The organism is Alteromonas sp. DY56-G5 (assembly GCF_041414725.1).
Lineage (GTDB): Bacteria > Pseudomonadota > Gammaproteobacteria > Enterobacterales > Alteromonadaceae > Alteromonas > Alteromonas macleodii.
In genome coordinates this window covers 1-16,324 of sequence record NZ_JANHZQ010000003.1, presented here as the reverse complement: position 1 = coordinate 16,324, position 16,324 = coordinate 1, and the positions used below count along the sequence as shown (strand labels likewise).

The 16,324-nt window shown below is 45.1% G+C and carries 19 protein-coding genes; 15 read left to right on the top strand and 4 right to left on the bottom strand.

The annotated features are described in order from the left end of the window. Positions 1 to 406 precede the first annotated feature (406 nt). From NO989_RS01975 to rpoS, 10 genes are all read left to right on the top strand, one after another. Positions 407 to 2,029, top strand: coding sequence for a methyl-accepting chemotaxis protein (locus tag NO989_RS01975; protein ID WP_014948166.1), 1,623 nt, complete (start codon positions 407 to 409; stop codon positions 2,027 to 2,029). 341 nt (positions 2,030 to 2,370) lie between these two features. Beyond that, the gene (locus NO989_RS01970; protein ID WP_283616936.1) at positions 2,371 to 4,086 is read left to right on the top strand and encodes a TIGR03545 family protein; all 1,716 of its coding nucleotides are present in this window, start codon (positions 2,371 to 2,373) and stop codon (positions 4,084 to 4,086) included. Positions 4,087 to 4,184: 98 nt separating this feature from the next. Then, the gene (ftsB, locus tag NO989_RS01965; RefSeq protein WP_014948164.1) at positions 4,185 to 4,475 is read left to right on the top strand and encodes a cell division protein FtsB; all 291 of its coding nucleotides are present in this window, start codon (positions 4,185 to 4,187) and stop codon (positions 4,473 to 4,475) included. 5 nt (positions 4,476 to 4,480) lie between these two features. Then, the gene (ispD, locus tag NO989_RS01960) at positions 4,481 to 5,242 is read left to right on the top strand and encodes a 2-C-methyl-D-erythritol 4-phosphate cytidylyltransferase (RefSeq protein ID WP_014978240.1); all 762 of its coding nucleotides are present in this window, start codon (positions 4,481 to 4,483) and stop codon (positions 5,240 to 5,242) included. Then, the gene (gene ispF / locus NO989_RS01955) at positions 5,242 to 5,715 is read left to right on the top strand and encodes a 2-C-methyl-D-erythritol 2,4-cyclodiphosphate synthase (protein WP_014978239.1); all 474 of its coding nucleotides are present in this window, start codon (positions 5,242 to 5,244) and stop codon (positions 5,713 to 5,715) included. The genes ispD and ispF overlap by 1 nt, the downstream gene beginning before the upstream one ends. Further along, positions 5,712 to 6,797 carry a tRNA pseudouridine(13) synthase TruD gene (gene truD / locus NO989_RS01950; protein WP_171337556.1) on the top strand — a complete coding sequence of 362 codons (1,086 nt, stop codon included), beginning with the start codon at positions 5,712 to 5,714 and terminating at the stop codon, positions 6,795 to 6,797. The genes ispF and truD overlap by 4 nt, the downstream gene beginning before the upstream one ends. 80 nt (positions 6,798 to 6,877) lie before the next feature. After that, positions 6,878 to 7,513: a protein-L-isoaspartate(D-aspartate) O-methyltransferase gene (locus NO989_RS01945; protein ID WP_014948160.1), complete on the top strand. Its 636-nt coding sequence runs from the start codon at positions 6,878 to 6,880 to the stop codon at positions 7,511 to 7,513. Continuing rightward, positions 7,510 to 8,088: a YqaA family protein gene (locus NO989_RS01940; RefSeq protein ID WP_014978237.1), complete on the top strand. Its 579-nt coding sequence runs from the start codon at positions 7,510 to 7,512 to the stop codon at positions 8,086 to 8,088. The genes NO989_RS01945 and NO989_RS01940 overlap by 4 nt, the downstream gene beginning before the upstream one ends. A 31-nt stretch (positions 8,089 to 8,119) precedes the next feature. Next, positions 8,120 to 8,959: a peptidoglycan DD-metalloendopeptidase family protein gene (locus tag NO989_RS01935; protein ID WP_253819237.1), complete on the top strand. Its 840-nt coding sequence runs from the start codon at positions 8,120 to 8,122 to the stop codon at positions 8,957 to 8,959. A gap of 72 nt (positions 8,960 to 9,031) precedes the next feature. Next, a complete protein-coding gene (gene rpoS / locus NO989_RS01930) occupies positions 9,032 to 10,024 on the top strand; it encodes an RNA polymerase sigma factor RpoS (RefSeq protein ID WP_371342002.1) in 993 nt (330 codons plus the stop codon). 113 nt (positions 10,025 to 10,137) lie between these two features. On the opposite strand, the gene folA is transcribed toward rpoS, so the two are convergent. Then, positions 10,138 to 10,635, bottom strand: a complete 498-nt coding sequence (gene folA / locus NO989_RS01925; RefSeq protein ID WP_039231980.1) for a type 3 dihydrofolate reductase — start codon at positions 10,633 to 10,635, stop codon at positions 10,138 to 10,140. Between the two features lie 182 nt (positions 10,636 to 10,817). On the opposite strand from folA, the gene NO989_RS01920 reads away from it, so the two are divergent. From NO989_RS01920 to NO989_RS01905, 4 genes are all read left to right on the top strand, one after another. Then, positions 10,818 to 11,183, top strand: coding sequence for a hypothetical protein (locus NO989_RS01920; protein WP_014948155.1), 366 nt, complete (start codon positions 10,818 to 10,820; stop codon positions 11,181 to 11,183). Positions 11,184 to 11,246: 63 nt separating this feature from the next. Further along, the gene (locus tag NO989_RS01915) at positions 11,247 to 11,453 is read left to right on the top strand and encodes a hypothetical protein (protein ID WP_014978232.1); all 207 of its coding nucleotides are present in this window, start codon (positions 11,247 to 11,249) and stop codon (positions 11,451 to 11,453) included. A gap of 13 nt (positions 11,454 to 11,466) precedes the next feature. Next, a complete protein-coding gene (gene sodN, locus NO989_RS01910; protein ID WP_131137090.1) occupies positions 11,467 to 11,964 on the top strand; it encodes a superoxide dismutase, Ni in 498 nt (165 codons plus the stop codon). Beyond that, the gene (locus NO989_RS01905) at positions 11,965 to 12,252 is read left to right on the top strand and encodes a S24/S26 family peptidase (protein ID WP_278346855.1); all 288 of its coding nucleotides are present in this window, start codon (positions 11,965 to 11,967) and stop codon (positions 12,250 to 12,252) included. It begins immediately after the preceding gene. Positions 12,253 to 12,423: 171 nt separating this feature from the next. On the opposite strand, the gene cgtA is transcribed toward NO989_RS01905, so the two are convergent. From cgtA to rplU, 3 genes are all read right to left on the bottom strand, one after another. After that, a complete protein-coding gene (gene cgtA, locus NO989_RS01900) occupies positions 12,424 to 13,590 on the bottom strand; it encodes an Obg family GTPase CgtA (protein WP_014948151.1) in 1,167 nt (388 codons plus the stop codon). Positions 13,591 to 13,850: 260 nt separating this feature from the next. Further along, positions 13,851 to 14,108 carry a 50S ribosomal protein L27 gene (rpmA, locus tag NO989_RS01895; RefSeq protein WP_012517170.1) on the bottom strand — a complete coding sequence of 86 codons (258 nt, stop codon included), beginning with the start codon at positions 14,106 to 14,108 and terminating at the stop codon, positions 13,851 to 13,853. A gap of 15 nt (positions 14,109 to 14,123) precedes the next feature. Continuing rightward, positions 14,124 to 14,435, bottom strand: coding sequence for a 50S ribosomal protein L21 (gene rplU / locus NO989_RS01890; protein WP_012517169.1), 312 nt, complete (start codon positions 14,433 to 14,435; stop codon positions 14,124 to 14,126). A gap of 776 nt (positions 14,436 to 15,211) precedes the next feature. Here rplU and ispB point away from each other — a divergent pair. Further along, a complete protein-coding gene (gene ispB, locus NO989_RS01885; protein WP_014948150.1) occupies positions 15,212 to 16,186 on the top strand; it encodes an octaprenyl diphosphate synthase in 975 nt (324 codons plus the stop codon). Positions 16,187 to 16,324: the final 138 nt, after the last annotated feature.

Sequence of the window (16,324 nt, the reverse complement as noted above, 5' to 3'; positions counted from 1 at the left end):
TCCCGCCGTGTAAGACTGCTCACGGTTACATGGAAGCGGCTAAAAAACAAGCAAAGTCGAAACCCTGCGTTGACCTGTCGTTCTTCTTTTAACTTTATACTTTTGGATGAAGATCACGACAGTGCCAAATTTGCGCGGATGGTAGCACACAAAATCGCCCTGCCAAGCCCCTACCAGCAAAGTTTTTTTGATTATTTGTCAAGCTACGTATTCAGTGCGTTAGATGACATTTTTTAGCCTGTCGATACCGCATTAATTTTTAGTACAAAAGCGGTGAGCGATTTGCTTCTAAAGTCGAAGTAAAGCTCGTCTAAAATAGTGTTTTTTTAAACGTGATAAAAAGCGGTTAATAAAAAACCGTCTACACTTTAAAAAAACAAAAATACAAATAGATAGGTATTTGCCGATGTGGTTAAGAAAATTCAGTTTAATTCAACGTTTGGGCATTATCGTTGCCCTAATTACGCTGTTATTTGTACTTCTTACTGCCGTTGTTTTAAACAGGCACTACGAAGCATTAAAGCAAAAGTCTTATGATGAAAATCAGCACCTGGTCGAGGTGGTTCATACCATGCTCAGTAGCTTCGCGGCGCGCACCGACGTAGACGAGGCAACCGCTAAGCAACAGGCGTTAGAGGCCGTCAAAGCGCTACGATACGACGGCAGCAACTACTTTTGGATCCAAGACCAAACGCCATCTATGGTTATGCACCCCATCAAGCCCGCCCTTGACGGTCAAGATTTACGAACCTTTAAAGACGGGAACGGCAAAGCCTTCTTTATAGAAATGGCGCAAAAAGTGAAATCGAAAGGTGAAGGTTTTGTCGATTATGTATGGCCGCTTCCCGGTGAAGAGTCACCTACCGACAAAATTTCCTACGTTAAAGAGTTCAAGCCGTGGGGATGGACAGTGGGCTCTGGTATCTACCTTACCAATCTTGAAAAAGAATTTGCTCATCTTCGCAATGTGATTGCGGTGTTTTGTCTGGTTAGCATAGTGCTAGTTGTGGTGCTTGTTTATGTGATTGGCGGCAGCATAGTGAAACCGGTTCAAGAAGTAAGTGAGCGAATGAAGGATATCTCACAAGGAGAAGGTGATCTCACCCGCTCGTTGCCTGAAACTGGCCAAGATGAAGTAACGCGTTTGGCACGCTACTTTAATGAATATACCGAAAAAATGCGCCATTCGCTGTTAGGGATCCGTGAGAATATTAATTCACTGACCCAGCAAGCAGAACTTGTAGAAACATCAAGTAAAAATAGCAACGCTCAGGCACAGACGCAAAATGAAAATATGCTTCAAGTTGCCGCTGCCATGGAAGAGATGACAACGCAGATAAATGAGGTTAGCAATAACGCAGATTCTGCAGAAAAAAGTACCAGCAGCGCGCGGGGTAACGTGCAAAACGGCGCCTCGGTTGTGGATAGTACCGTAAACGATATACGCTCTCTTACCTCTGATATTGAAAGCGTAAGTAGCGCTGTTACCGAACTTGCTGCGCAGACTGAAAGCATTGGTGCTGTACTTGATGTAATCCGAGGTATTGCCGAACAAACTAACTTACTGGCGCTTAACGCTGCTATAGAAGCAGCGCGAGCTGGCGAGCAAGGACGAGGTTTCGCCGTCGTAGCTGATGAAGTGCGTACACTGGCAAGTCGAACCGGACAAAGTACCGATGAAATCCAAGCGATGATAGAAAAGCTGCAAAGTAATGCCAAAAGCGCAGTAGATGCAGTAAAAGTAAGCCAGTCAGCGTCAACCAAAACGGTAGATAACGCTATACAGGCGAATCAAAATCTGCAAGAAGCTGATCGCTTAATGACTGAAATTGCAGATATGAGTAGTGAAATAGCGCGGGCTACCGAGCAGCAAGCGGAAGCCGCTACCGAAGCGAATATGCGCATCAATGCGCTTTCGGGTGCTGCTGATAGTAGCTTGAGAACGGCAGATGAATTAGCAGCTGCGAGCCAAGCGTTACGCGCAAGCTGTATAGCAATAATGGACATTGCGAACCGCTTTAAGCTTTAAAGCATTTTACATTTCAACGAGCCTGCTGCGCTTTGCTGCAAAGCATTGAGAAGCAGGCTCACTTTACTGCTGCTACCACTCCATAGCTCCCGGTAATTTTCTTTTAAAAAAAGTAAACTTTGCCGAATTTTGCTTCTCTTACGTCAAGTTGTTTAAAAGCTCACATGGTTTAATCAATACACCTACCTTCTGCGTATGGAAGAAAAGACCTGAGTGCATTACACTCAGAGGCACCATAAGTGGCGGTTAATCGATTACTTTTTATTGAGCGATATACTAGCCACCGAAGTAGTGACTTATGCGCAATAAAAGCCAGCGCGCAAAAAATCAAGGAGTTGAATATGAGCAGTGGTTCAAAGGGTAAGCCTATATTATTATGGGTTGTCGGTTTTTTCGTGTTGCTATTTTTGGTGTATTTCCTGTTCGCCAATACCATCATCAAATCTATTCTTGAGTCCAAGCTGGGCGAATCCTATGGAGCAGAAGTGAATATCGACGAGTTCGACCACTCTCTTTTTCCAACAACTGTTACGCTAAAAGGTATTGCACTCACCAACCCCACAAAGCCTACTCACAACCAAGTTTTTGTAGGCGAAGCTCACGCAGACGTTGAGCTAAAGCCACTGTTAGATGATCAAGTTATCGTAAACAATCTTGATTTACTGAAAGTGCAGTTCGATACACAGCGCGAGTCTGAAGGTGAAGTGTATCGCGTTCCAGAACGTTCACTGTCATTTGACGAAATTAAAGCAAAAGCCAAAGAAGCCGTGCCTACGGTTGACGAACTTCTCGCCCGCAATCCGCTAAAAACCACTGCTGCCATTGAAAATGCAAAGTCTGCCTACGAAACCTATGGAAAAGGTTTGAAAGACGACTATGAATCTTTACCTGATAAGTCGCGCATTGAGTACTACAAAACGCAGGTAGCTCAGCTAAAAGAAACGAACTACAAAGACCCTCAAGCCTTGGTACAGGCAAAGTCTTCTTTTGATAAGTTGAAAGAAGAAATGCAGGCAGACCGCGCGCTTATTAGCAATTTCACGGAAAAAGCGAGCGATGCCAAACAAGCCCTTAGCGAAAGTGTTGAAGCACTTAAGAAAGCGCCACAAGAAGATTACGCGTTGCTGAAAGGGGTAATTGCGGGTGACCAAGCGGCACTTTCTCAAGTCACTTACTTTGTGTTTGGCGACAAAGCGGCGGAATACACTGAGTACCTTATGGCAGCAATGCAAATTGTTATGCCGCTCATTCAAGGTGAAGAAAAAAGTGAAGCGCCGACTGAAGTGCCGTCGATTTTGGTGAAAGAAGCCAATGTATCAGTGCTTTGGCAAAATGAATCTATCACCAGCAAATGGAACAACATTACAAACGTTCACGAAGTATTCGGTAACCCCACCACCTTTACTATTGAAGCAGCGGGCGAGTTATTAAAGTCGTTTACTTCCAGCGGTGAATTCTGGATTGACGGCGACGGTGTTGATGCCAGCCAAGTCTGGCAGCTAGCTGGCGTAAATATGTCTAACATTTCGTTTAGCGGTAATGAAACACTAAATGCGGTGCTTAAATCAGCGCTGATGAAAACCAATGGGTCGATGAAAGTCACTGATAATATGCTTACTGGTACGGGCGAAGTTGACCTTCAGCAGCTCGTTATGGAAGCAACTGGCACCAGTGATATCACTAGTGCTATTGCGCAGGCACTGCAAACGTTAACCAGCTTAAACATGACGATGCTGCTAGACGGCACGCTTTCAGACCCTGGCTTTAACATTAAGTCTGATCTTGATAATAAGCTGGCTAAAGCGGCGCTTTCACAGCTTACTGCCAGCCAAAAAGACAAGCTGGATGAATTAAACAACAAACTCAACAGTATGATAAGTAACGAGCAATCATTGCTATCAGGCGAGCTTGTTGACGTAAACAGTATGCTTAGCGCAGCCCAAGGCGACAGTGCCGCCCTTCAGGAACTGCTTCAAGCTCAACTTAACAACGTTGTTGAGCAGCAAAAAAGTAAGCTGTTTGATAAATTGAAGGGAAAATTGGGCCAAGGTGAATAATGCGCCTTTGACTCGACGCTGCTTCGCGGCATAATAAGACACAGCAGAGGCGAAGAGCCTCTGCTTTTTTCCGCTTAACCACATTGTCAGGTGAATCTGTGTTGCAAGGTAAATGGCTTCCCATTGTATTGATAGTACTGCTTGGTCTATTACAATACAGGCTATGGTTTGGAAAAAATAGTATTCCCGATTACTTCAACCGAAAACAAGAAGTTCACTCTCAAGCCCTTCAAAATGCCAACCTCGCTCAGCGCAATGCCCTACTTAAAGCTGATATTAGCGATTTAAAAATTGGTCTAGAAGCCATTGAGGAAAGAGCCCGAAATGAACTCGGTCTGATCAAAAAGGGAGAAACCTTCTACCGTATTTTGCCCGCAGATTCTAAGTGAAGAAAATGACATCGCCCCGCGTTGTTGCGGTTATCCCCGCAGCCGGAGTTGGCAGCCGAATGCAGGCTGACCGCCCAAAGCAATACCTCACCTTAAACGGTAAAACCATTCTTGAACACACGATTGACGCGCTGCTACAGCATCCGTTAATCGACGATGTGATCGTAGCGATAAGCCCAGGTGACGCGTATTTTGATCAATATCGGTTACGTGAAAAACCCATTCGCGTTGTAGATGGCGGAAAGGAACGTGCTGATAGTGTATTGAACGGGCTTATGTCACTTGGCGAGAATGATTGGGCACTGGTTCACGATGCCGCGAGGCCTTGTATAGAAGAGAGCGATATTTCCGCGCTGCTCGAGTTAATGAGCAGTGATGACGTTTCTGGCGGTATTCTAGCTACCCCTGTTCGTGACACCATGAAGCGGGTCAGATCTTCAACAAATGTTATTTCTCACACTGAAGACCGAGACGGTCTTTGGCACGCTTTAACGCCTCAACTTTTTCCAGCAACATTGCTAAAACGCGCGCTTCAAAATGGTTTATCACAAGGCGCGAATATCACAGACGAAGCCTCTGCCATGGAGCTTGAAGGCTACAAAGTTGCCATGGTAAGCGGAAGTCCGGCAAATATAAAAATAACGCATCCGGCCGATCTTCCTTTGGCAGAATTTTATCTTAAGCAAAAATTAAGCGCGCAAGGCCAGAACGCTCAAAACTACAGAGCTAAAAGCCACAGCGCAAAAAATCAAAAGGCACAATCATAATGCGAATTGGACACGGATTTGATGTACACAAGTTTGGCGGTGAAGGCCCCATCACAATAGGTGGCGTCAGTATCGACTATGAGCAAGGACTGTTAGCCCACTCAGATGGCGATGTATTACTACACGCACTGTGTGATGCAATGCTAGGTGCAGCGGCACTCGGTGATATTGGCAAGCACTTCCCTGACACAGACGACGCTTACGCGGGTGCAGACAGCCGCGTGCTGCTGCGTCACGTTGTCAATGTAGTAAGGGAGAAAGGTTACCGCTTAACTAATGCAGATATGACCATTGTTGCGCAAGCACCTAAGATGGCGCCGCATATTGCTGCTATGCGTGAGATTATTGCACAAGACTGCAACGTATCGCTTGACGACATCAACGTAAAAGCAACGACCACTGAAAAGCTAGGCTATACAGGCCGTAAAGAAGGCATTGCCTCTCACGCCGTTGTTCTACTGGAAAAATTATGAAGCCTTTACACACTGACCACTGGCAGTACTATTTCGCAAAACCTGTATCCACCGGTATTTTTAAATTCCAAGCCGACGATTTTCAAGTTGTAGAGGATTTGGGTTATACCCCTTGTGGTGAAGGCGAGCACCAGTTTGTATTTATTGAAAAAACCAACACCAATACCGCGTTTGTCGCTGAGCAGCTAGCCCGTTTCGTTAACCTTCCATTACGCCAAATTACCTATGCTGGTCGCAAAGACAAATACGCGGTAACGCAACAGTGGTTTGGTATTCACGCGCCGGGTAAGCCTGACTTCGACTTCAGCAACTTTGAACTGGAAGGCGTTAAAGTGCTTAAGCAAATGCGTCACAATAAAAAGTTGCGAACGGGCCAGCTTAAAGGCAATCACTTTACGATTACTTTGCGTCAGGTACTGCATCCTGAGGCCATTGAAGAGCGTCTTCAAGAAATTGAAAAACACGGTGTACCAAACTATTACGGCGAACAACGCTTTGGCGTAATGCGCTTAAATGACATGGGTGAAGTGCAACGCGGTGGAAACCTGGTAATGGCCGAGCGGATGGTAAACGGTGAAACCATCAGACACCGCAACAAACGTTCCATGGCACTTTCTGCACTGCGCAGCTGGCTATTTAATGAAATGCTTTCTGCACGCTTAGAAAAAGACATATTCGACAAGGTCACTCACGGCGACGCGCTGGTGCTTTCAGGTTCTAACAGCTTTTTCATTAATGAAGGTGGTGAAGGCTCAGAACAGCAACAAGATGCACAACGTCGTTTTAATGCCAAAGACGTATGCCCTTCAGCACCGCTGTGGGGTAAAGGAGCACTTGTTACGCAAGCTGACACACTAGCACTTGAGCAATCTGTTGCAGAGCAAAATAGTGAAGTTATCGACTTTTTAAGCCAGTGCGGGTTCGAACAAGAGCGTCGCGCGATAAAAATTTGGCCTTCACAGCTTGAATGGCAGAGTAAGGGTGATACATTTACTATCTCGTTTGCGCTTCCAAGTGGCTGCTTTGCAACCTCAGTCCTTAGAGAGTGCGTGGAAACCTTGTCGCCAATTAACAGGGTGTAAAGAGTATTGAGAAAGCGTGGCGCGCAACAGACTAAACCTCGCGTGGCTGTGGATAAGAATAAAGGAAAGTACGCAACATCATGAGAGCTTCTAGAAAAGGAGACGCGTTAGCACAACTGCTTTATAACGAGGGAATACGTTCGCAAGCAGTATTGAACGCCATTGCTGGTACGCCGCGGGAAAGCTTTTTACCCGACGCGCTGAAACATAAGGCCTATCAAAATACGGCATTGCCAATAGGTCAAGGCCAAACCATTTCGCAACCTTATATTGTTGCGAAAATGACAGAGTTGCTGCTAGATAGCCCTAATAAACCCGAGAAAGTGTTAGAAATAGGCACGGGTTCAGGTTATCAGACCGCTATTCTTGCGCAGCTTTTTGCCAAAGTATTCAGTGTTGAACGTATTAAATCATTGCAGTTCCAAGCGAAACGTCGAATGAATCAGCTCGACCTTCACAATATTGCAATGAAACACGGCGATGGTTGGAAAGGTTGGGCGTCCAAGGGCCCTTACGATGCCATTATTGTCACCGCCGCCGCTGCAAGTCTTCCACAGGATTTGTGCGATCAGCTTAAAGAAGGCGGACGGTTGATTATTCCCGTAGGTAACGAGCAACAATCGTTACTGTGTATTGATAGGATTGAAGGTGAACTAAAAACATCGACCATTGAATCGGTCCGATTTGTTCCCCTTGTAGCAGGAGAGCTAATGTGAAGCTTTTTGAGCCATGTTATGACATGGCGTTACGCTGGGCGAGACATCGTCACGCAACCAAATATTTGGGCGGGTTAAGCTTCTCAGAGTCGGTTTTCTTCCCTATTCCACCTGATGTAATGCTTGCGCCAATGGCACTGTCCCAGCCCACTAGAGCATGGCAGTTCGCTTTTATTACGACCATCGCGTCGATTTTGGGCGGTATTGCTGGCTATTGGCTTGGTTACTTTGCTTTCGATGCTTGGCTGGCTCCGCTTATCGAGAGCTGGGGGTATACCCACAAAATAGACACGGCAATGCAGTGGTTTAAAGACTACGGCGTATGGGTAGTTTTTCTTGCTGGTTTCTCACCTATCCCTTATAAAATTTTCACTGTGAGTGCTGGCTTTTTGCAAATGGCCTTCTTGCCATTTGTACTGGCATCGGCTGTTGGTCGAGGCGCACGCTTCTTTTTGGTCGCAGCACTCATGCGCTGGGGGGGCGCAGCCATGGAGCAAAAGCTAAGGCAGTATGTAGAAGTACTTGGATGGGGAGTAGTCATCCTCGCAATATTCGCTTATTTACTATTGCGATGACATGCGTAGGCCCCACCTTCACATAGGAATTTTGTTATATATTTGTGTACTCATCGGGGGCTGTGCAGGAAGAAGTGCACCCGCTCCCGTCGTTTTATTAAATAGCCAAGTTTCAGATGGAAGCGAAGAATACACAAAAAAAACCTATAAAGTTCACCGGGGAGACACCCTCTATGCGGTGGCATGGTACACGGGTAATGACTATCGCGACTTAGCAAAATACAACCAATTATCAGCCCCTTACACCATTTTCCCTGGTCAAGTTTTAAACGTCACACCACCTTCGAATGTGACTACAGCCCCCGTTATACCTAAGTCCAAGACCAATCAGTCAACAGCTCCGACCACATCAAATGTAGACAAAAGTTTGGTTGACCGCCCACAACCACAGGCGTATCGTGAAAGTGAAAAAGTTGTTAAGCCACAAAATGTTACAACTGTCAAGAAGCCGTCACAAAGCGTCAAAAAACAAACACCGACGAGTTTTCCAGACAAAGTACAAGAGTGGGTGTGGCCTGCAGAAGGTAAGGTAGTTGGAACCTTCAGTAAGTCAGAGTCAGGCAACAAAGGTATTGATATCGCTGGTGCTAAAGGCAGTAAAGTCGTAGCGGCAGCAGATGGAAAAGTTGTTTACTCAGGTAGCGCACTAAGAGGTTACGGTAATCTGGTTATCATTAAGCATACAGATACCTTTCTAAGTGCCTATGCCTACAACGACACTATTTTAGTCAAAGAACGAGAATGGGTGTCGGCAGGGCAGCAAATTGCAACCATGGGTGACAGCGGAACAAATTCGGTAAAACTTCACTTTGAAGTTAGGTATAGAGGGAAATCATTAGACCCTATGAAATACCTGCCAGCATTAAAATAATAAAAATAAATAACAATAAAAAAAGACAAAGGAGAAACGTCATAAGGTAAACCTTGTAGCAGGAGATTCATGATGGGTAAGTCAAATAAAGCCTTAGAATCAAAACCGCAAGATGATGTAGAAGTCATCGATATGCCAGCTGATATGAAAGCTGACGAAACCTTAGTTAACGACGCTGACCTAGAAAATGACGACGCTATTTTCAGTCAGGATGACCAACCTAAAAACCTAGATGCCACACAGCTTTATCTAGGCGAGATTGGTTTTTCACCACTGCTAACCGCAGAAGAAGAAGTTTATTTTGCGCGCCGCTCACTGAAAGGCTGCGAAGCCTCTCGTAAACGTATGATTGTAAGCAACCTTCGCCTTGTTGTTAAGATTGCTCGCCGTTATAACAACCGTGGGTTGGCACTTCTAGATTTAATCGAAGAAGGCAATTTAGGACTAATTCGTGCCGTAGAGAAGTTTGATCCTGAACGCGGATTCCGCTTTTCAACATACGCCACATGGTGGATACGCCAAACCATCGAACGCGCTATCATGAACCAAACGCGCACCATTCGTTTGCCTATTCATGTAGTGAAAGAACTAAACGTTTATTTACGTGCTTCTCGTGAACTTTCACAAAAGCTTGATCATGAGCCAACTGCAGAAGAAATTGCACTAGCGCTTGATAAGCCTGTAGAAGATGTCACTAAGATGTTGCGTTTAAACGAGCGCATTACCTCTGTCGATACACCTATTGGTGGAGAAAATGATAAAGCTCTCCTCGACATTATTGCTGACGAGAAAGAGTTTAGCCCTGAAGAGAGCTTACAAGACTCAGATATCAAAAGTAATATTGTAACCTGGCTTGAAGAACTAAACCCCAAGCAACGCGAAGTACTTGCTCGTCGTTTCGGTCTTATGGGATATGAACCTTCAACACTTGAGGATGTGGGTGCCGAAATTGGCTTAACACGTGAACGTGTTCGTCAAATTCAAGTAGAAGCACTTCGCCGTCTTCGCGATATGTTGGGTCATCAGGGTCTTTCATTAGAGAACCTGTTCGACCAAATGAAGTAGCATCTGCGCGCAACGCAAAAATAAAAATGCCAGTGTTGTGAAGCTCTCAATTTTTGAGTTTCACAACACTGGCATTTTTTTATTTTAAATTGGACCTAGTTCCAATCTCTCCGTTAGTTTCGAACGAGAGTAACGAATGTGTAAGGGTGAGGATTTTTCTCATCGGCGTCATGTTCATCACGTGATACTTCCGTCCAACTTGCTGCCGCCTCATAGTCTGGGAACTGTGTATCTCCGTCAACAGTCAAATCAATATGTGTGAGATACAAAGTGTCAGCGCTATCTAAGAACGTTTGGTAAATAGTACCGCCACCGATAATCATTATTTCATCGTTGTCGCTGTTCTCTGCGCTTAGCGCTTTGGCTACCTCAATCGCTGACTCTGGTGAATCTACTACCGTCGCGTCAGATAAGCTGTAGTCAGCATTACTCGTTATAACAATGTTTGGCCTGCCAGGTAATGCCCTTCCGATTGACTCATAGGTTTTGCGGCCCATTATGACGGCTTTGCCTAAGGTGATCGCTTTAAAGTGTTTTAAATCAGCCGGTAAGTGCCACGGCATATCATTATCTGCGCCTATAATTCTGTTTTTCGCCATAGCAGCAATCATCGCTATCTTCATTTCATTACCTATAAAGCCGTTTTTATTGTTGAACCGCGGCAGTATATCAATATCAGCGACCAAATGTGTATTGGCTCAAAGGGTATCGCTTTAACACCCAACAAATAGAAACAGTTATCATTTGCATTATTATTTTAACTGTTCTAGTGTGTATACAGGAGGTCGCGACAATGCAAATAAACTATCTATGCCCTAAACACGCAGATTGGGTTTACAACAACCCAGAACAGGCCCTACACGTAATGGCGCGCGATGAAATGCAAGGCACAATGCTTATGCAAAGCGGTCAGTTCAGTGAAGCAATTCCATACCTTGGCTGTGCGTTTGATATCGCCGTTATTCTGCTTGAGGTAGACGGCGGTGAGAACAACGCAATGACAGCTAAGATTATGGGCTTAACAAGCTTGCTTGAAGAGACATACTTTCATCTGAAACTGCCTCACCACCGAAACGCCATTGTCGACAGAGCTCATACTGTCATCAGCGCCTCGAACAACATCGTGAACAGCAATGTACCACTGCGCTTCGCCGTGTAGTTGCACCGATACTTATGCGCCTAACTACTTCACCTTACTTTTACTAACGCTTTAGGAGAATTCATGAAAGTTAACCTTAAACGCTCAGCTCTAATGCTATACGCCGCTGTATTTAGTTCAGGCGCATTCGCTCATGCAGGACACGATCATGAACACTGGACTAGCGGTGTTATGCATGCTCTGTTTTACGCGTCTCTTGTAGGCTGTGCAGCTGCGTGTGGCTTTGCGGCTTACAAATACTTCAACGCTAAAAAGCGCTCAGCAAAGTAAGGGGGTACAAATTATGATTCATCAATTACTCTCAAAACTTCATGCCGTTAGCCCCTTCCCTGCGGTTAGCGCACATTGCGACATTCCTTGCAAAATTTACGATCCGTTTTCGGCGCAGTTGGCTGCGTTGAGTGTTATTCGCTTCGTAGACCTACTTAACGAATTGACCGAAAAAGAGACACTTACGTTTGCAGATCAAGCGCAAATGAGCCGCTTAGTAGCAGAAAAGGAAACCCATGCAGAGAAAGTAAAGCAAGAAGTCAGGGTAATATGGGGCGATTACTTTAAAGCCCCTCAGTTTGAGAAGTTTCCAGATACTAACGAGCTGGTACATAAAATCATGCTGGCCGGTTCCGGGTGTAAGCAACACGTCAGCAGAGAAAAAGCTGAAGAGCTGCTTTCGTTAGTGAATGAATTTGCAGAGCGTTTCTGGGCAACCAAGGATGTCGCAACCAAAAAAGCAACGTGCCCCTATCCACCTTCTGAAGAAGTGGTTTATCCCGACCTATAAATGTTTAAAATTATGCGGGTCACGGGGAGCAGCATGTTGCCTTCTCTAAACGACGGTGACTTTGTCTGTGCAATGAGATGGCCTCTTAGGTGGCTGCGTAGTGGGCAAATCGTGGTTGTTAAAAGCAGCACTTACGGCGTAATTATCAAAAGGGTAGACCATGTTAACACCGACGGAACGTTTACCTTAACGGGCGATAACAAGGCCCACTCTGTAAGCCAAGGGGCCATGGGTAAGTTTACTCGCGCTCAATTGCTGGGAAAGGTTATCTATCATACCAGTGAGTAAGCCAGCACGATGAGGGTGCATTAGCCTAACCGCGTTACTTACAAAAAAGCTCGCACGTTGTCTTTGCAACGATGCGAGCTTTTTTTGTTCTAATTTGCTTTATAGCACTGGTTACCAGTAATTGTTTCGAAATCGACTGTCACTCAGCGATTGTTTCTCAACGACTGTTTCTCAGCGACGATACTCAACTTCCACGTCGTAGTCGTCTTCGTCCCAGTCGTCGTCATCTAGGTCATCTTCAAACTCATCATGAGCTTCAAGTGTATTCTTGTGGTAAGTGTCCCACTTGAATTCTACTTCTTTCTTCTCTTCTTCCTCTTCCAGTTCAGCTGGAAGAGTTTCAATGAAGTCCATAATGTCGTTACACAAAGGATCTAGGTTCATCTTTTGGAACGCAGAGATTTGATAAACTGGGCCTTCCCAACCCAACGCATCGATCACGTGCTGACAGCGTTCTTCAGCTTCTTCTTCAAGTAGTAAGTCGACTTTATTAAATACTAACCAACGGGGCTTTTCTGCCAATTTAGGGCTGTATTTTTCAAGCTCTTCAATGATCGCTTTTGCGTGCTCGGCAGGATCCGTTTCATCAACAGGGAAAATATCTACCACGTGAAGCAAGATACGACAGCGCTCTAAGTGTTTTAAGAAGCGTATACCTAGGCCAGCACCATCGGCAGCACCTTCTATCAAACCAGGAATATCCGCAACAACGAAGCTTCGCTGTGAATCTTGACGAACCACCCCTAAGTTAGGCACCAAGGTTGTAAACGGATAATCAGCCACTTTAGGCTTAGCTGCTGATACAGAGCGGATAAAGGTCGATTTACCTGCGTTAGGCATACCAAGTAAGCCAACATCGGCTAGAAGCATAAGCTCTAGCTTAAGGTTGCGAATTTCACCTGGTGTACCATTGGTCTTTTGACGTGGGGCACGGTTCGTACTGCTTTTAAAACGGGCATTACCTAAACCGTGAAAACCACCTTGTGCCACTTTAAGCTTTTGACCATGACGGGTTAAGTCGCCTAACACTTCGCCAGTATCGCTATCAGTAGCACGCGTGCCCACAGGTACCATTACGGTGAGGTCTTTACCTTTCTTACCGATACAGTTGCCGCCTTGACCATTTTGGCCACGCTCAGCACGGTGAAAGCGCTCAAAGCGATAATCGATCAATGTATTTAGGTTTTCATCGGCCTGTAAAAATACACTGCCGCCGTCACCACCGTCGCCACCGTCTGGGCCACCTTTAGGTACGTATTTTTCCCTTCTAAAGCCAATTGTACCGTTGCCGCCGTCACCGGCTTCAACGCGAATTTCAGCTTCATCTACAAATTTCATTTATCACTCCGGGCTGTAATGCCGTGGGTTATTAACTTATTTAATGCGAATACTAAGTTTACACCAAATTGCGCATCGGCGCTTTTGAGTCTACTCAGCATTCTAAAAAATTGAGAAGTAAAACCTTGCTCAGCGCTAATTCATTTTCAGAATATAATCGCTATTAATTAAGAACAGAAAAAGAAAGAAAGGTTTCACAAAACAAAAAACCCCGCAAGCGCGGGGTTTTTCTAAGCCTGTTCGGCGAGAAGCTTACGCGCTTACTCAGCTACGATGCTTACAAATTTACGGTTCTTCGGTCCTTTAACGTCGAACTGAACTTTACCGTCTTTTAGTGCAAACAACGTGTGGTCTTTACCGATACCCATGTTGTCACCAGCGTGGAAACGAGTACCACGTTGACGAACAATGATGTTACCAGCAAGAACAGATTCACCACCAAAGCGCTTAACACCTAGGCGTTTACTTTCTGAATCACGACCGTTTTTGGTACTACCACCAGCTTTTTTGTGTGCCATGTGTTCGTGCTCCTATTATGCGTTGATACCAGTGATTTTCACTTCTGTGAACCACTGACGGTGACCCGCTTGCTTACGAGAGTGCTTACGACGACGGAACTTAACGATTTTTACTTTATCGCCACGACCGTGTGTAACAACCTCAGCAGTCACCTTACCACCAGCAACGATTGGTGTGCCGATTTTTACGTCGTCACCGTTGCTTACCATTAAAACTTTGTCAAATTCAACCGTTTCGCCTGGGGCTACTTCGATTTTTTCAAGACGAACGGTTTGGCCTTCGGCCACACGGTGTTGTTTACCGCCACTTTGGAAAACCGCGTACATAGTTAACTCCGCTCTGCGTCCACTGACGCTTCAATTCAAAAAACAGGGCGCGAATTGTACGTGAAACATCCGTAAATCACAACCCCGATTCGCAGAAAAATAGATTATTTTTCCAACATGGGGCGAATTATGCCCCAATTGCGTATTTGATGCAGCTTCAAATGCCCAAAAACCGTTAAAAATTCACAAATTTTTTTGAAAAAACAGTAAAAATTTTTAGGTCGTATTAAATCAAAATGGAAATATTGATAGGTTAAATTACATAGAAATGCGATCCAAACAGCGCAAGATCACGCGAGCGAGATCGGCAAACGATCCCCAAATATGCATTGCGATCAGACTGCGATCGAGCTGTTGGAACCCACGAATAGGATCGTTTTTTGCGATTACTACTTCCCCACTTTGTATCTGTGACTTGGGGCAATGCTACTCCCCTAATTGAGAAACAAAGTTGCTCTTAAACACTTCGTTTTCTTCATACAAACGTCAAAAAATAGCGACTTAACAGGAAAAATTATCGAGAGCACCTATAATTGCATGTGATCGCATGATTAAGGGGGCGTACGTGCGGCAAACCGCTAAACACAGAACAGAATTTATATGAAGAACGCAGCCCCACCTTTTTCACATCTGGTTTAACCGTATTTGAGGAATTACACGTAAATGCGTTAAGCCGTCATTTTTTAAGACAATTTGGTGGATAGTACAGATGATTAAGGTACAATCGCCACCAATAATTGCCCAAGACGTAAGAGTAAGTATTTATTGCCATGCCTATGGATATAGATCAAATCCGCGCCCTGTCTAATGATGATATGCAGGCGGTCAACCAGCTGATTCAACAACAAGTCGACTCTGATGTTGCCCTAATTAATCAGCTTGGTTTTTACATTGTAAACAGTGGCGGCAAACGATTACGCCCACTTCTTACCGTGTTAAGTGCGCGGGCTATGGGAATAGACAACAACGATCACCATACCCTTGCGGCGATTGTTGAATTTATTCATACCGCTACCCTATTGCACGACGATGTGGTTGACGAATCGACCATGCGCAGAGGGCGGGAAACGGCCAATGCCATTTTTGGCAATCAGGCATCAGTATTAGTGGGTGACTTTCTTTACACCCGTTCTTTCCAAATGATGGTGAGCCTCAAACGCATGCGCGTTATGGAGATACTGTCTGAAGCCACAAACCAAATTGCTGAAGGTGAAGTGTTACAGCTGATGAACTGTAACGATCCCAGCACTACAGAAGCACGTTACTTTGATGTTATTTACGGTAAAACGGCGCGTTTGTTTGAAGCTGCTACGCAGTTAGCGGCTGTGCTGACCGACCAAAATGAGCACATTGAACACGCTATGCAAGAATACGGTAAGCACCTAGGCACAGCCTTTCAGCTAGCTGACGATATACTTGACTACATGGCTGACAGCGAAGAAATGGGCAAGAATGCGGGCGACGACTTAGCTGAAGGTAAGCCTACTCTGCCATTACTTTACGCTATGTGGCACGCAAGAAATGACGACGACAAAGCGCTTATTCAAGAAGCTATTGAACAAAGCAATGGCCTACCACACTTGACGCGGATTCAAGGCATTATGGAAGAAACCGGTGCTTTGGACTACACACGTGAATGTGCGCAAAAAGAAGTACAAATGGCCATTAACAGCTTAAACGCTATTGAAGATTCTGAATATAAAGAGGCGTTAATCGCGCTGGCACATATTTCAATTGAGCGTACAAGCTAACTAGCAATAGATAACTAATTGTCGATAAGTGATATGAAAAGGCGTGTTGTAAGCAACACGCTCAGATTGATGATAAACCCCTCTTTTTTCGGAGGGGTTTATTTTTTCTAGCAGCCGAAGGCTGCGATCGCGATATTT

Coding starts and splice junctions, on each gene's coding strand:
- NO989_RS01905 (WP_278346855.1), top strand. CDS start 11,965: ATGTTTAAAATTATGCGGGTCACGGGGAGCAGCATGTTGCCTTCTCTA.
- truD (WP_171337556.1), top strand. CDS start 5,712: ATGAAGCCTTTACACACTGACCACTGGCAGTACTATTTCGCAAAACCT.
- NO989_RS01920 (WP_014948155.1), top strand. CDS start 10,818: ATGCAAATAAACTATCTATGCCCTAAACACGCAGATTGGGTTTACAAC.
- rplU (WP_012517169.1), bottom strand. CDS start 14,435: ATGTACGCGGTTTTCCAAAGTGGCGGTAAACAACACCGTGTGGCCGAA.
- rpoS (WP_371342002.1), top strand. CDS start 9,032: ATGGGTAAGTCAAATAAAGCCTTAGAATCAAAACCGCAAGATGATGTA.
- NO989_RS01970 (WP_283616936.1), top strand. CDS start 2,371: ATGAGCAGTGGTTCAAAGGGTAAGCCTATATTATTATGGGTTGTCGGT.
- sodN (WP_131137090.1), top strand. CDS start 11,467: ATGATTCATCAATTACTCTCAAAACTTCATGCCGTTAGCCCCTTCCCT.
- NO989_RS01975 (WP_014948166.1), top strand. CDS start 407: ATGTGGTTAAGAAAATTCAGTTTAATTCAACGTTTGGGCATTATCGTT.
- ispF (WP_014978239.1), top strand. CDS start 5,242: ATGCGAATTGGACACGGATTTGATGTACACAAGTTTGGCGGTGAAGGC.
- ispD (WP_014978240.1), top strand. CDS start 4,481: ATGACATCGCCCCGCGTTGTTGCGGTTATCCCCGCAGCCGGAGTTGGC.
- NO989_RS01945 (WP_014948160.1), top strand. CDS start 6,878: ATGAGAGCTTCTAGAAAAGGAGACGCGTTAGCACAACTGCTTTATAAC.
- ispB (WP_014948150.1), top strand. CDS start 15,212: ATGGATATAGATCAAATCCGCGCCCTGTCTAATGATGATATGCAGGCG.
- NO989_RS01915 (WP_014978232.1), top strand. CDS start 11,247: ATGAAAGTTAACCTTAAACGCTCAGCTCTAATGCTATACGCCGCTGTA.
- rpmA (WP_012517170.1), bottom strand. CDS start 14,108: ATGGCACACAAAAAAGCTGGTGGTAGTACCAAAAACGGTCGTGATTCA.
- folA (WP_039231980.1), bottom strand. CDS start 10,635: ATGATTGCTGCTATGGCGAAAAACAGAATTATAGGCGCAGATAATGAT.
- cgtA (WP_014948151.1), bottom strand. CDS start 13,590: ATGAAATTTGTAGATGAAGCTGAAATTCGCGTTGAAGCCGGTGACGGC.